Here is a 14785-nt window from a genome sequence, read left to right on the forward strand (position 1 = left end):
GTTCCCTTGAGCCAGGGGAGCGGCGTTATTTCCAGCGCCAGTGTTGGTCTGCCGGCGCTGCCAGGCTGCAGGGGCGACGCCGCCACTTCAGCTTGGCGGATAAGTCGCCGGGCGCGGTGCAATCCTCCGGGTAGTCGCCGATAGCGCCGGCGTTTGGCCGGGCAAAAGTCCCGCTGTCCGTCCCACTCTACGCGGCACCGAACCGATTCTGGCGGGCGCTGTCCGCCCACATCCCGGGCTCAAGCTGTTACGGTTGTTGCAGGCAGTTGCCGGCAGGCGTGGTGTGTTGCGCGTGAATCCGTTGCGTTGCAGGCCTGATTCCTGCGCTGGTTTGTCTTCTGCTGCTCATTGCATGGGTTGCACTAAATTGCATGAATTCAGGGAGACTTAGCATGTCATTGAAAAATACCGTCCACTTGATCGCCTATCCCAACCGCATCGGTGCGGATCTGGCTGACCTGGCCAATTTCGTCGAGCACAAGCTCGGTCGCGCGGTGGGCGGGGTGCATGTGCTGCCGCCCTTTCCGTCGAATGCCGACAGTGGTTTCTCGCCGCTGACGCACAAGCGCATCGACCCGGCGCTAGGCGATTGGGCCGACATCGAGCGCCTGACCGCGCACTACGATGTCTGTCTGGATCTGGTACTCAATCACCTGGCCGATGACTCGCCGGAGTTCCAGGACTACCTGCAAAAGGGCAAGGCCTCGCAGTGGGCCGAGATCTTCGTCGATGTCGACAGCCTGGGCGAGATCGGCCCGGACGACCTGGCGAAGATCCACATCCGCAAGGAAAAGGAGCCGTTCCGCGACATCACCTTTGCCGACGGCAGCAGCGGGCGGGTCTGGTGCACTTTCACCGAACGGCAGATCGACCTCAACTACGACTCGCCGGCGACCTACCAGATGATGGCCGACACCATCACCTATCTCGCCGAGCGCGGGGTCAAGCTGTTGCGCCTGGATGCCTTCGGCTACACCACCAAGAAGATCGGCACCAGCTGCTTTCTGGTCGAACCGCAGGTGTGGCACATCCTCGACTGGTTCAAGAACACGGCGGCGAGCAAGGGCATAGAGATACTGCCCGAGGTGCACGACCACCCGAGTTGGCAGTACGCCATCTCGGCGCGCGGCATGTGGTCCTATGCCTTCGCGCTGCCGCCCCTGCTGCTGTACACGCTGCTCGACGGCAACAGCCAGTACCTGAAGTCCTGGTTGCGCATGTGCCCGCACAACCAGATCACCGTGCTCGATACCCACGACGGCATCTGCATTCCGGATGTGGAGGAAATCCTCCCGCGCGAGCATATCGAAGCACTGATCCAGAACGTCTCGGAACGCAGCGCCGACCCCATCCTGCGTCGTTCCGCCGCCAACGTGCACAGCGTCGGCGCGATCTACCAGCTCACCTGCACCTTCTTCGATGCCCTGCAGGGCAACGAGGACGCCTACATCGCCGCCCGGGCGATCCAGTTCTTCACCCCAGGCATTCCCCAGGTCTACTACGTCGGCCTGCTGGCCGGCCACAACGACACCGAGCTGTTGGAGGAAACCGGCGAGGCGCGGGAAATCAACCGCCACTACTATTCCGTGGACGAGGCCGAGCAGGCCTTGCAGGCCCCGGTGGTGCAGCGTCTGCTGAGTCTGATGGAGCTGCGCTCGACCCACCCGGCCTTCGCCGGCGAGTTCGAGCTGCACCAGTCGAACGTGTCGAGCGTGTCCATGGGCTGGCGCGCCGGCGAGCATTGCTGCCACCTGTACGTCGACCTGAACTTCCGCACCGCCACGATTACCTGCACCGGTCCCGAGGGTGGCGAGGAGACGTCCTTCAGGTGCTGAGCCGGCACGGTAAGCCGGCTGGTAGTCGGGCAAGTAAGCCCCGCGTCAGGCGCGTTGAATCAGCGACGTAGCTGCACAAGAAGCCAGACCCCAGGGTCTGGCTTTTTCATATTGGCGCGAACCCGTGTTACAGCGCGCCGAACACCTTCTTCGCCAGGCTGGTCGCCGCGCCCGCCGGGTTCTGGCGGAGGCTGGCTTCCTGTTGGGCGATCATCGTGAACAAGCCGTCCAGCGCCTGCTCGGTGACGTAGTTTTCGATAGAGGCGCTCTTCGCGTCGATCACGCCGAAGCTCGCGGCCTGGCCGGCAAAGGCATTGTATTGCTGGGCCAGGCCGACCTGGGCGGTGGCCTGCTTGACGATCGGCAGGAAACGCGCGCGGATCTGTTCGCGGCTGCTTCTGTTCAGGTACTGGGTGGCCGAATCCTGCGGGCCGGCGAGGATGCCCTTGGCGTCCTGCACGCTCATCTTCTTCACCGCCTCCACCAGCAAGGCCTGGGCCTGGGGTACGGCGGCTTCGGCGGCCTGGTTCATGCTGGTTTCCAGCTGCGTCACCTGGGCACCCATGCCCATCATCTTCATGGTTCGCGCCGCCTTGCCGAGGTTACCCGGCAGCTCGATGCGTACCGCCGGGTTATTGCTGAAGCCGCCTGGTGCGCCCAGTTGCTTGACGGCCACCTGGGCGCCCTGGATCAAGGCATCCTTGAGCCCGCCGCTGGCATCCTGCTGGGTCAGGTCGGCGAGCGACAGGGCAAAAGCGCTGGCAGACAGGGCCAGGCCGGCAACGAGGGTGGTGATGCGAAACATGGGCGGATCCTTCTTGCGCTGAGGTATGCCGCGAGGGTAGCGGAGCGGGGCGCTGGTGCAAACAGCGGGTGAAGAAAACGCTCGCCCACTGCGACCGTCCCCAGGCGCGGGCTGCTGATGTAGCGAACACCTGGCGACGCTCTCGCTGCGGTGCGCGATTTTTTCACAGGCTCTGGAGCGTCCTTATGCCCGTCCGGCGTCGGCCGCGACGCATTCGTGCAGCCAGTCGATGAAGACCTGCAGCCGGCTCGGCATGGTCTCGAGGGCTGGGTGCACCAGCTGGTAGTGGCAGCGACTGGTCAGCGCGACGCCGCCGAATGGCAGGATGAGTTCGCCGCGCTCAAGCCGCTGTTGCACCAGTCGAGAGCGGCCGATGGCGACCCCCGCATGATTGACGGCCGCCAGCACGCAGAGGTCGGAACGGTCGAAGGTGAGGCTGCGCGGAGGCAGCTTGGCCTCCATCCCCGAGTGCCTGGCCCACAGTTGCCATTCGGCATTGTAGGCGGCGTTGTCCCAGGCCAGGGAGTCATGCAGCAAGGTGCACTGCGCAAGGTTGTCCGGGTTGTCCAGCAAGCCATGACGCCGGGCATACTGCGGGCTGCACACCGGTGCGATCTGTTCGTCCATCAGTTTGCCGGCGATCAGTCCCGGGAACTCATCGCGGGTGAAATACAGCGCCAAATCGATGTTCTGGGTGCGGAAATCGACCGTGTCGTTGCCCACCCGGATATCCAGGGCAACCGCGGGGTAGCGGGCAGTAAAGTCGGCCAGCCTCGGCACCAGCCAGCATTCGGCGAGCGAGGGGCGGACATAGATCGCCAGCGGCCCGGCGATTTCGGCGCCCGGAGCCTGCTGCAAGGCTTCGAGCAACTGGCCCAGCGCACCTTGCAGGATGTTGAAGATGCGTTCGCCCTCCGCGGTCAGGCGGATCTGCCGGGTCAGGCGTTGGAACAGTTTCAGCCCCAGCCCGCGCTCCAGGCGGGCAATGCGGTGGCTGACGGCGCTCGGCGTCAGGCACAGCTCGTCTGCCGCGCGGGCAAAGCTCAGATGGCGCGCCGCCGCATGGAAGGTATGCAGGTTGGCGAACTGGCTACTGTCGAGGCCGGCGCCAATCCGAGGGGGAAGATTCAGCATGACGTCATTCCAGCAGTGAGTGGTGTCGGATCAGCGACCACCGCTATCAGTCGGTTCGGCCTGCAACAGCTGCCGGCCCTTGGCGAGATAAGCGACCATTTCCGCCGCGGGCACCATGCTGCCGCCGGTGGCCCAGATCAGGTGGGTGGCCCGGGCCATCCGGGTCGGGGTCAGCTGCATGCGCGCGCGATAATCCTGCTGCTCGGTCAGCACCCGGGCCATGCCCGGCACGCCGGCCAGTGCCGAGGGTTCGAGGCGCAGGCCTTCGCTGCTGTCCAGCAGCGCCAGCAGACGATACAGCTCTTCGTCGCTGACTGTGTAGTAGCCGTCGATCGAACGCTGCATGGCGCGCCCGACAAAGCCGGACGGGCGCCCGACCGCCAGGCCATCGGCGGCGGTGAGGTTGTCGATGCCGAAGTCCTGCACCGAGACCTGGTCATGTCTACCGGTATGGACCCCGATCAGCATGCAGGGCGAGTGGGTGGGCTCGGCAAACAGGCAATGCACCGCATCGCCGAACGCCAGCTTGAGACCGAAGGCCACCCCGCCTGGACCGCCGCCGACGCCACAGGGCAGGTAGACGAACAGCGGGTGCTCGACATCGACACGGATCGCGGCGGCCGCGAACTGTTGCTGCAAGCGTTGCGCGGCGACGGCATAGCCGAGGAACAGGCTGGTTGAGTTCTCGTCATCGACGAAGTGGCAGTAAGGGTCGGCGCTGGCCTGCTGGCGCCCCTCGGCCACCGCGACGCTGTAATCGGAGTCGTACTCGACCACGCTGACGCCATGGGCGCGCAGCTTGTCCTTCTTCCATTGGCGGGCATCGGCGGACATGTGCACCGTGGCCTGAAAGCCCAGGCGGGCGCTGACGATGCCGATCGACAGGCCCAGGTTGCCGGTCGAGCCGACGGCGATCTTGTAGCGGCCGAAGAAGGCCCGGGTCGCGTCGCTGTCGAGCACTCCGTAGTCGTCGCTTGGCTGCAGCAAGCCTGCGGCCAGCGCCAGATCCTCGGCATGCTTGAGCACCTCATAGATGCCGCCACGCGCCTTGATCGATCCGGAGATGGGCAGGTGGCTGTCCAGCTTGAGCCACAGCGCACCGCTGTCGCCCAGCCCATAGCGTTCGGCTAATCGCGCCTGCAGGTGCGGCACCGCGCGGATGCCCGACTCGATGATCCCGGCACTGGCCGCGGTCTCCGGGAATGCCCGGGCGATATAGGGTGCAAAGCGTGCCAGGCGCGCGCTGGCGTCGTCGACGTCGGCGCTAGTCAGCCCGACATCGGCCAAGGCTTCGGTCGCGCCGGCAACCCCCGGGTTGAACCAGCTGGTTTCCCGCAGCGCAATCAACTCATCGAGCAGCGGATACTCGTTGCACCAGGTGGTGAGGGATTTGCCAAGCAGCATGGGTAGGTTCCTCGGGTTGGATGTTCGGCTGCGTGCGGAGAGATGAACCGGCCGCGGAGCGCTGCCATTAGACGGCGCCGCGGTGTGGCCGACAAAGGATGTTTGTGCAGCGGATAGATGACCCAGGATCGTCTATGCCCAGCAATAGTGTGCGGGGCTGGAAAAGCGCCCGCTGCTGCAACCTGCAGTCGGGTGGGTGACGCCTTTTTCATCCACCATCGTTGCGGTGGATGGGTAAAGCGTCAGCTACGCATCCCGATCCACCCTACGATGCCGCAGACCTTGCACATGAACACAGGATCCACAAAAAATGCTGGCCACTTGGCTTAAGTGAACAGCATTGCGCCTGCTGCAACCGCTTCCATGAGGTTGCGCTCGAATCCACGCTCAGCAACCGCGCAACGGTTCGCCTTCCATCAATTACCGACGGCAGCAATCACCGAGATTTCTACCAGCAGTTCGGGGCTGGCCATCGAGGCTTCCACGCAGGCCCGCGCGGGGGCGAAACCGGTTGGTACCCAGCTGTCCCATACGCTGTTCATCTCGGCGAACAGGCTCATGTCCTTCAGGTAGATGGTGGCGGACAGCAGCTGTTCGCGATTGCTGCCGACCGATTCCAGCAAGGTATCGACCTTGGCCAGCATGGTCCGCGTTTGTTCCTGAATGCCGGCGCTGCGGTCTTCTGCCACCTGCCCGCATAGATAGGCGGTCTGGTTATGCACCACGACTCGGCTCATGCGGGCGGCTGTTTCGTATCGGCTAATGCTCATGAAAGCTCCTGTGAGGGTTGGATTATGGGATGACACGCCGAGCTTAGCGGGGCCGGGCGGATAAACCTATGCTGAAGCTGTGAGTGGTTGTGATAAACCCGCGCCTGCGGCGGCCGCCTGCAAACGCCCTGCGTCGGTTGCGCGCAAGCGCTGGATTGTTCCACAACCGCTGCACGCACTCCGTCGCAGTCGTTCAGCCCGGCTGCATAGCCGATACGAGGCTAAGCGCATGTCGCGAATACTTCCGCTCCTGGCAGTGCTTGCCGCCGTGTACGTGGCGATCTGCGTCGCGGTGTGGATGTTCCAGCGCAGCCTCATCTACTTCCCGCAACCGCTCACCATCAGCCGGCCCGACACCCTGCTCAGGCTGGCGGTGGACGATGCCGAGGTGCTGGTGTCGATCAGGCCCCACGCCGGGCCGAAGGCGCTGATCTACTTCGGTGGCAATGCCGAGGACGTTTCGCTGAACCTGCCCGCGTTTACCCAGGCCTTTCCCGAGCATGCCCTGTACTTGCTGCACTACCGCGGCTATGGCGGCAGTGCCGGCTCGCCCTCCGAGGAGGCGATCCAGCGCGATGCCCTGGCCCTGTTCGACCGGGTGCACGCCGCGCACCCGCAGACCATGCTAATGGGGCGCAGCCTGGGGGCGGGGGTCGCCATTCGTCTGGCCAGCCAGCGCCCGGCCTCGCGGCTGGTGTTGATCACGCCATTCGACAGCCTGCAGGCGTTCGCTACGCGGCAGTTCCCCTACCTGCCGATCAAGTGGCTGCTCAAGGACAGGTTCGAGTCCTCGACCTATGCCGCGCGTATCCGGGTGCCGACCCTGCTGGTCGCCGCCGAGCAGGACGAAGTCATCCCCTTGTCGAGTACCGAGGCGCTTTACCGGCATTTCCCACCCGGCGTGGCCATGCTCAAGGTGATCCCGGGCCAGGATCACAACTCGATCTCCGAGAGCCCCGCGTACCTGCCTTTGCTGCGCGCCGCGCTGTGAGCGGCGTTGGTAGCCTGGATCAGCGCCAGGGTAACCCGGGGGATTTCCCGGATGGCGCCAGCTTCAACTTCGGCAGTCCGCCTGGACGTAGGGCGGCCGGGTCGCCGTCCGCTCGGAGCGCAGCGACAGCCCGCCAGCTGTGTGCCACCCCGATCAACCATCGGTGCACTGCCTGCGGCGAGTGACACCCTACTGATCGGCAAATACGCCCGCTACGGCGTTGCGCTCGATATGTTCACAACTACGGCGACCGCTTCAGATTCGGCAGCTCGCCAAGACGTAGGGCGGCTTCGGAGCGCAGCGACAATCCGCCGGATGTGCGCCGCGTCGCTGCTCCAGGGTGCACCGCCTGCGGCGAGTGATTCCTCCTCCTGTAGACGGCATCTGCGCAGCGTCGGCGTACTTAGAACAGGCCGAGCTGGCCGCCGACCAGGCGGGAGAAATCGTCGCCGACGAACGGCAGGATGGCGTCCGCCACCGGCTGCAGCTGGCGCGTCAGGTAGTGCTCGTAGTCGATGGGGGTACGCCGGGTCTCCAGCGGTTCGGGGCCGGCGAGGGTGATCACGTAGCTGATCCAGCCGCCGTTCTGGTACTGGCGCGGGCGGCCGTGCTGGTCGTTGTATTCATCGGCCATGCGCGCCGCACGCACATGCGGCGGCACATTGCGCTGGTAGTCGTCCAGCCGGCGGCGCAGGCGCTTGCGGTAGATCAGCAGCTCATCGAGCTGGCCGGCCAGGGTGCGGCGCACGTAGTTGCGCACATAGTCCTGGTAGGGTTGCCGGTTGAAGATCAGCAGGTACAGCTCGCGCTGGAACTGCCGGGCCAGCGGCGACCAGTCGCTGCGCACGGTTTCCAGGCCCTTGAAAACCATCTCGCGGCTGCCGTCTGCCGCCACGACCAGGCCGGCGTAGCGCTTCTTGCTGCCCTCTTCGGCGCCGCGGATGGTCGGCATCAGGAAGCGGCTGTAATGGGTCTCGTACTGCAGCTCCAGGGCGCTTTCCAGGTCGTACTCCCGGCGCAGGTGCGCGCGCCACCACTGGTTGACACGCTGCACCAGGGCGCGGCCGATCTGCGCCGCCTCGTCCTCGCCATGCGCGCGCCTGAGCCAGACGAAGGTCGAGTCGGTGTCGCCGTAGATCACCGCATGGCCTTCGGCCTCGATCAGCTCGCGGGTCCGGCGCATGATCTCGTGGCCGCGCAGGGTGATCGAGGACGCCAGGCGCGGGTCGAAGAAGCGGCAGCCGCTGGAGCCGAGCACCCCGTAGAAGGCGTTCATGATGATCTTCAGCGCCTGCGACAGCGGCGCGTTGTGCTCGCGCTTGGCCGCCTCGCGGCCCTGCCAGACGCTCTCGACGATGGCCGGCAGGCAATGCCGGGTGCGCGAGAAGCGCGCGCCGCGAAATCCCGGCACCGAGGCGCTGTCCTCGGGATGGCGCATGCCTTCCACCAGCCCCAGCGGATCGATGAGGAAGGTGCGGATGATCGACGGGTAGAGGCTCTTGTAGTCGAGCACCAGCACCGACTCGTACAGGCCGGGCTGCGAATTCATCACGAAGCCGCCGGGGCTGGCCTCCGGCGGCCGCTCGCCGAGGTTCGGCGCGACGAAGCCCTGGCGGTGCATCAGCGGTATGTACAGGTGGCAGAAGGCCGCGACCGAGCCGCCGCTACGGTCGGCGGGCAGGCCGGTGACGGTGGCGCGCTCGAGCAGGAAGGTGAGGATCTCGGTCTTGGCGAAGATCCGCGTGACCAGCTCGCAGTCCTTGAGGTTGTAGCGCGCCAGGGCCGGCTTGTCCTCGGCGAACATGCGGTCGATGGCGTCCATGCGCTGGTACGGCGTGGCGATGTCCTTGCCCTCGCCGAGCAGGGTCTGCGCGACGTTCTCCAGGCTGAACGAGGCGAAGCTCCAGGTCGCCGAGCGCAGCGCCTCAATGCCGTCGATGATCAGCCGCCCGGCGGCCTCGGCGAAGAAGTGATTGTTGCGGCTGCCATGCTCGCGCCAGCCCATCGCATCGCCGCCACGACCGAGCTGCAACGGCACCTGCAGGCGCTGGGCGTGCTCGTGCAACACGCGCAGGTCGAACTGCACCAGGTTCCAGCCGATGATCGCATCGGGATCATGGGTAGCCAGCCACTGATTGAGCCGCTCCAGCAGCTGCTTGCGGCTGGCGCAGTATTCCAGGGCAAAATCCAGCGCCACATCCGCGCCGTTGGCCGGGCCGAGCATGTACACCTGGCGCTGGCCGCAGCCTTCCAGGGCGATCGAATACAGATCGCCCTGGGCATTGGTCTCGATGTCCAGGGACGCCAGCTTCAGGCGCGGGCGATAGGCCGGGGCGGGCTTCAGCTGCGCCTCGAGCAGCAGGCCGTTGGCGTCCGGCGTGCCACCGAAGCACACCGGCGCGGTGATGAAACGCTCCATCAGGTAGCGCTCCGGCGGGCGGATATCGGCCTCGTACACCTCGACCCCGGCCTTGCGCAGCATTTTGTCGATATTCATCAGCTGGCGATGCTGGCGGCAATACAGGCCGAGCACCGGCCGATGGTGGAAGTCGCACAGCTCCAGCGGGCGCAGCTCGACGTCACGCTCGCCGCGCAGCAGCGCCTCGGCCAGCGCGCGTTGCTCGGCCGGAATAAACGCCACCGAGGGCTGACACGGCAGGCGGATATGCCGCGGCCCGGCGTCAGTCGCCAGCCAGAACTCGACCTGGGTGCCGGCCGGCGTATCGCGCCAATGTCGGGTCAGGACGAAGCCCTGCTGTAGATCCACCGCTGCAACCTCAAGTCCTTGTTTCACCGTGCGATTCTACGTGGCATGGGCCGCGATTGCGCGGGCAGGGCAGGGGGCGGGTTTTCTGACGGCTATGTAGCGGTTACATCGTGTACGCCAAGCAAGGGTGGACCGAAGCGGAGCGCCGGCAGGACCACCCTACGAAAGCGCCGGCGCAAGCCATCAGGCAGCATGCTCCCTGGCCTGCCCTAGCGCCGGCCGGCCTATGCCGCGGTAGAGGAAACCCAATTGCGCGAGCTGTTTGGCATCATAGATGTTGCGACCATCGAACAGCACGGGCATGCGCATCGAACCGCGAATCCGCACGAAGTCCGGCTGGCGAAACTGCTTCCATTCGGTGACCAGCACCACCGCATCGGCGCCCTCCGCCACGCTGTAGAGCGATTCGCTCAAGCGCAGTTGAGCGCTGGCGACTGCCGGCGCATAGCGTGCCGCCACAGCCGCGGTGGCGACCGGGTCGCAGGCTTGCACCACCACCCCGGCGGCGAGCAGGGCATCGAGCAACACCAGGCTCGGCGCCTCGCGCAGATCATCGGTGCCGGGCTTGAACGCCAGGCCCCAGAGGGCCACGACGCGGCCGTGCAAGTGGCCGGAAAAATGTTCGCGCAACGCTTGAAACAGCAAGGTTTTCTGCAGCGCATTGCGGGCTTCGACGGCGCGCAGAATGCCCGGCTCGATACCCTCCTGCTCGGCCGCGCGGATCAGGGCGCGCACATCCTTGGGAAAACAGGAGCCGCCATAGCCGCAGCCGGCATAGATGAAGTGCGTGCCGATGCGCTTGTCGCTGCCGATGCCGCGGCGGACTTCCTCGATATCCACCCCCTGGCGCGCGCACAGCCCCGCCATCTCGTTGATAAAGGAAATCTTGGTGGCGAGAAAGGCATTGGCCGCGTACTTGCTGAACTCGGCGGCGCGCACGCTCATGCACAGCAGGCGTTCGTGGTTACGCAAAAAAGGCGCGTACAAACGGCGCAGCAGCTCGCTGCCGGCCGGCTCATCGCAGCCGATCAGCACCCGGTCCGGGCGCATGAAATCGTCGATCGCCGAGCCTTCCTTGAGGAACTCCGGGTTGCTCGCCACAACGACCTTGAAGCCCTTGCCGCGTTGCCCCAGACGCGCATTGATGCGCTGCGCCACGCGCTCGGCGGTGCCCACCGGCACCGTGGATTTATCCACCACCAGACAGGCCTGTTGCAGGCGCTCGCCCAGTTCGTCGGCCACGGCCAGGACATGCGACAGGTCGGCCGAGCCGTCCTCCCCGCTTGGCGTCCCCACGGCGATAAAGACGATCTCGGCGCGTTCGATGCCCGTCGCCAGGTGCTGGCTGAAACTCAGTTGGCCACTGGCCAAATGGGCCTTGAGCAGGGCTTCGAGACCGGGCTCGTAGATCGGTGCCTCGCCGCGCGCCAGGCGCGCCACACGCGAGCCGTCGCGCTCGACGCAGACCACCCGGTTACCCATTTCGGCAAAACAGGCCGCCGACACCAGCCCCACATAACCCGCCCCGATCACGCAAATTCGCATCGCCGCATCCTCTCCATGAGTTGCAACGATTCCAGCTAAAGCCGGTGGCAGGCGTATGACAGGGGCGCGACAATCCCGTGACCGGGCAAACAGCGGGTGCGCAAGCGACGGCGCTCTGGCTCAGCAGAAGCGCCGCACCGCATCGGCCAGATCCTTGGCCAGCAAGGCACCGGGCGACTTGCTTTCGTCGCCGGCGCGGTACTTGCCGGTCTGCACCAGGCAAGCCTGAAGGCCGGCCTGTTGCGCGCCCAGTACATCGCTCTCGACATCGTCGCCGATCATCAAGGCTTCGCCGGCCGGCACATCGAGCTCCTCCAGTGCGCCGGCGAAGAACGCGGCAGAGGGCTTGCCCAGGACCAGCGCCTGGACCCCAGCGGCATATTCCAGCGCGCGGACAAAGGGCCCGGCATCCAGGTGCAGGGCGCCATGGCTGCGGAAGTAGCGGTTGTCGCCCATGGCCAGCAGCGGTGCGCCGTCCAGCAGCAGGTGGAAGGCGTGCTCCAGGTGGGCGTAGTCGAAGCGTTCCTCGGCGTCGCCGAGCACCACCGCATTGGCTGCGGGCAGCTCGAGCAGGTCGGCGAACTCCTCTTCGAGGTTGCGGTGGATCAGGCAGTAGGGCCGCAAGTCATGGGCCAGCAGGTAATGGCGCACGGCGCGCGGGGCGCTGTAGATCTGCTCGGGCTGCAGGGCATAGCCCATGCCGGTCAGTTGCCGGTAAATCTCGGCGGAGGTCAGGCGCGAGGTGTTGGTCACCAGGCGCAGCGGGTAGCCCTTGGCCTGCAGCGCTGCCACTGCCGGCACCGAGCCGGGCAGGGGGCTCGCGTCCTGGTAGAGCACCCCGCTGATATCCAGCAGCACCGCCTGCGGCATGGTCTTCGCCTCCAGTCAGAGGTTGTCAAAGCGCTCCATCGTTGCACTGCCTGGGCCTGCAAGCGTCCGAGCACAGGCTGGCCAATTTGGCCCGAACCGGTGATTGAGGATTGCCGTCCCAATCATGCTCCCTGCCAGAGCACGCAGCCTCCAGCTTGAACCCGCCCGGATCGAGGCAATACACCGCCTGGCTATCATCCTAATACGCGTCCGCCGGATCGGCGATGGTCATGCCATGCTCCGGCAGGAAGGTCTGAATCGCCCCTGTAATGCCTACTTGCCCATCACTGTTTTTTTCGTCTCAATGGGCCTGTTGTTTGATCTTGTGGTCAAGGGCTTATCGAGGCAGGGCGGCAGCGCAGGTAAGGCCTAACGAGCGGCTCCAATCGTTGCAGTTAATGACGGTATCAACCCGCAGGACATGCGCTCGATCAACCTGATCGTCATCCCCAGAACCTCAATCCAGGTGGTTGCAGGAGAGGAACCCTGGGTAACATCGGCGCGCAAGCCCACCCATAGACGCCTAGGCTGGGGGGAGCGCATTTGGATTACGCCTATGAACAACAGCGACACATCTAAGACACCCGCTTCCGCCTCTGTGCGGCGTCCGCAGTTCTGGCAGGTGGCCAAGCGCTGTTGCCAGATTGCCGGCACGGTGGATGTGGCATTTTTCTTCCTGTTTCATCTCCTCGGTTCTCCCCTCCTGGCCTGGGTCAATGTCATCAGTGTTTCCATGTACATCCTGGCGTACCAGGCGCTGGCCAGGCGACGCAATCGGCTGGCCATTGCGCTGATCTGGACAGAGGTCATCGTCCACGCCGCCTTGGGCACGCTGTTGATCGGCTGGGACAGTGGCTTTCACTACTATCTGTTGATGTTCATCCCGGCGCTGTTTCTCAGCATGCCGCTGCGCGGCGCCCTTGCGGCGTTGGTTTCGCTGTGGGGGTTTTACCTGTTGCTGGATGTGCTCATGTGGACTGGCGAGCCGCTGCAGCCGATTTCCCGCGACGCCTTGCTGGCCGTGCACCTGTTCAACCTGAGCGTGGTATTCGCCATGTTCAGTTACTTGTCGTTCTTCTATCTGAAGATCGTCAGTTCGGCCCAGCGCAAGCTGCGGCAAATGGCGGCCACCGACCCGCTGACGGGGCTGCTCAACCGCCGGCACATGATCGATCTGGCCGAGAGAGAACTGGCACGCATCCAGCGCAACCTGCATCCCATCGGGCTGCTGTTGCTGGATATCGATCACTTCAAGTTGATCAACGACAACCATGGCCACGAGATCGGCGACAAGGTGCTGGTCGAGGTGGCGAACGGCATCAAGGCCGTGCTGAGAAGCCAGGACCTGATTGCGCGCTGGGGTGGCGAGGAGTTTCTGGCCGTTCTTCCGGATACCAACCTGGAACAGGCGCGGGCGAGTGCCGAGCGGGTTCGGCAGGCGCTGATGCAACAGCGCTGGAGTTTCGACGGCAAATCCGTCGCTGTCACCATCAGTGTGGGAGTCAGCGAGTTCCAGGAGGGCGATGAGCTGAAAAGCGCCATCAACCGGGCCGACAGGGCGCTTTACCGCTGCAAGGACGATGGTCGCAATCGGGTCGAGGTGTGCACCGATTGCGAAGTAACCGTTTGAGCCCTCTACCAGTCCAGAAGGCCCCCAGAATCAGCCGGGCTCTTTTGCGAAGGCAACAAAAAACCCGCCGAAGCGGGTTTTTTCAAGACCATTCCGACATCCTGTCAGCAGCCTTCCAGGCGATGGTCGATCATCCGTGATCCTGAGCGCGTCCTGCGCTGCAGTTGATGTGTGTAGATTAGGCGCACTGGCGCAGCCTCGACAGAGGAGATCGCAGCCAGTGCGTGTAAGCCTTTCGCTATAGGTAACGGGCGCGCGCATGATATTTAGTGCCTGCATTGGACGACTTCTACTCTTCGCGACGGGCCGGAGTCGAGCTAGAGCAGGCGGTGGTCACCGGCAGATATCGGCCAATTGCGGACATTTCGGCATCACTAATATCGTGGTCTGCCCCCGATTGTGTCCTCTACCAGTCCACTGCTCGTAGGCGTTCGTTCGCCGCCTTCAGCCCAAGGACAATAAGGAACAGACCACGGTTTTGGCTGAAGTGAACAAGCAGAAGCAAAATTAATCGTGGTTCCCTATTGCTTTGTCAGGCCGTGAAAATATGAACAATAAATCAGTCCCCTTTTCCCGGGATGCGCTCCAGGCTTTGCCCGGCAAAGTGGCGCAAAATCGTGGTCTCGTAGAGCGAATCTTCCATCGCCGGATCGCTGTAGCCGAACCAGTTCTGCTGTTGCCGCTGACCGAAAATTGGCCCAGTAGAGGATGTTCTTCCGCCTGAAAACCGACCCAGGAGCACACAGGGTGATCAATTTGGAAATGATGGGCAAATTCCAGCGGATGTCTTTCCGCGACAAGTTGTCGGTGCATGAGATAACCAAGCGCACCGGGCTGGCGCGCAACACCATCCGCAAGTGGGTCAGGGCACCGGAGGCCCAGTCATCTGCTTCATCGGGAAAACTCAGCGGGTGGAATCCGGTTATTTTGCCAAAATCAGGAAGTCTTTTTCAGCGTTTCCCTAAGTCGGTTCCATTAAGTGCGGGAGTAATCTAAGATCAACTCAAGTTTAAAATTTATCGGAAGGGGCTTTT

Annotated in this window: 11 protein-coding genes and 1 pseudogene; 4 read left to right on the forward strand and 8 right to left on the reverse strand. The window is 64.3% G+C overall.

Going from position 1 to position 14785, the window contains the following annotated elements; all coding sequences use genetic code 11:
* Nucleotides 1-392 precede the first annotated feature (392 nt).
* Entirely contained in the window at nucleotides 393-1835 is a 1443-nt protein-coding gene (gtfA, locus tag PH586_RS13065; RefSeq protein WP_271348200.1) for a sucrose phosphorylase, read from the forward strand.
* A gap of 127 nt (nucleotides 1836-1962) precedes the next feature.
* Here the strand turns inward: gtfA and PH586_RS13070 are convergent, their stop codons facing one another.
* From PH586_RS13070 to PH586_RS13085, 4 genes are all read right to left on the reverse strand, one after another.
* Nucleotides 1963-2640 carry a DUF4197 domain-containing protein gene (locus PH586_RS13070; protein ID WP_271348201.1) on the reverse strand — a complete coding sequence of 226 codons (678 nt, stop codon included), beginning with the start codon at nucleotides 2638-2640 and terminating at the stop codon, nucleotides 1963-1965.
* 183 nt (nucleotides 2641-2823) lie between these two features.
* The gene (dsdC, locus tag PH586_RS13075; RefSeq protein WP_271348202.1) at nucleotides 2824-3774 is read right to left on the reverse strand and encodes a DNA-binding transcriptional regulator DsdC; all 951 of its coding nucleotides are present in this window, start codon (nucleotides 3772-3774) and stop codon (nucleotides 2824-2826) included.
* Between the two features lie 30 nt (nucleotides 3775-3804).
* On the reverse strand, nucleotides 3805-5178 hold the full coding sequence (gene dsdA, locus PH586_RS13080; protein ID WP_271348203.1) for a D-serine ammonia-lyase: 1374 nt from the start codon (nucleotides 5176-5178) through the stop codon (nucleotides 3805-3807).
* 416 nt (nucleotides 5179-5594) lie between these two features.
* Nucleotides 5595-5948: a RidA family protein gene (locus tag PH586_RS13085; protein ID WP_271348204.1), complete on the reverse strand. Its 354-nt coding sequence runs from the start codon at nucleotides 5946-5948 to the stop codon at nucleotides 5595-5597.
* A gap of 229 nt (nucleotides 5949-6177) precedes the next feature.
* Here PH586_RS13085 and PH586_RS13090 point away from each other — a divergent pair, with 229 nt between their 5' ends.
* Nucleotides 6178-6939: an alpha/beta hydrolase gene (locus tag PH586_RS13090; RefSeq protein ID WP_271348205.1), complete on the forward strand. Its 762-nt coding sequence runs from the start codon at nucleotides 6178-6180 to the stop codon at nucleotides 6937-6939.
* A 403-nt stretch (nucleotides 6940-7342) separates the two neighbouring features.
* Here PH586_RS13090 and PH586_RS13095 read toward each other — a convergent pair whose 3' ends face one another.
* The 3 genes from PH586_RS13095 to PH586_RS13105 form a co-directional block, all read right to left on the reverse strand.
* Complete coding sequence (locus PH586_RS13095; protein WP_271348337.1) at nucleotides 7343-9706, reverse strand: DNA polymerase II; 2364 nt, start codon at nucleotides 9704-9706, stop codon at nucleotides 7343-7345.
* A 183-nt stretch (nucleotides 9707-9889) separates the two neighbouring features.
* The gene (locus tag PH586_RS13100) at nucleotides 9890-11251 is read right to left on the reverse strand and encodes a UDP-glucose dehydrogenase family protein (RefSeq protein WP_271348206.1); all 1362 of its coding nucleotides are present in this window, start codon (nucleotides 11249-11251) and stop codon (nucleotides 9890-9892) included.
* Nucleotides 11252-11371: 120 nt separating this feature from the next.
* Entirely contained in the window at nucleotides 11372-12121 is a 750-nt protein-coding gene (locus PH586_RS13105; RefSeq protein WP_271348207.1) for a TIGR01458 family HAD-type hydrolase, read from the reverse strand.
* Between the two features lie 556 nt (nucleotides 12122-12677).
* Here PH586_RS13105 and PH586_RS13110 point away from each other — a divergent pair.
* Nucleotides 12678-13751 carry a GGDEF domain-containing protein gene (locus tag PH586_RS13110; RefSeq protein WP_271348208.1) on the forward strand — a complete coding sequence of 358 codons (1074 nt, stop codon included), beginning with the start codon at nucleotides 12678-12680 and terminating at the stop codon, nucleotides 13749-13751.
* Between the two features lie 574 nt (nucleotides 13752-14325).
* On the opposite strand, the pseudogene PH586_RS13115 reads toward PH586_RS13110, so the two are convergent.
* Nucleotides 14326-14424: pseudogene (locus PH586_RS13115) on the reverse strand (IS5/IS1182 family transposase); the annotation flags it as partial.
* A 74-nt stretch (nucleotides 14425-14498) separates the two neighbouring features.
* Here PH586_RS13115 and PH586_RS13120 point away from each other — a divergent pair.
* Entirely contained in the window at nucleotides 14499-14747 is a 249-nt protein-coding gene (locus PH586_RS13120) for a hypothetical protein (RefSeq protein WP_271348345.1), read from the forward strand.
* The last annotated feature ends 38 nt before the right edge of the window (nucleotides 14748-14785 follow it).

It is taken from the genome of Pseudomonas aestuarii (genome assembly GCF_027988105.1).
Taxonomy (GTDB): Bacteria; Pseudomonadota; Gammaproteobacteria; order Pseudomonadales; family Pseudomonadaceae; genus Aquipseudomonas; species Aquipseudomonas aestuarii.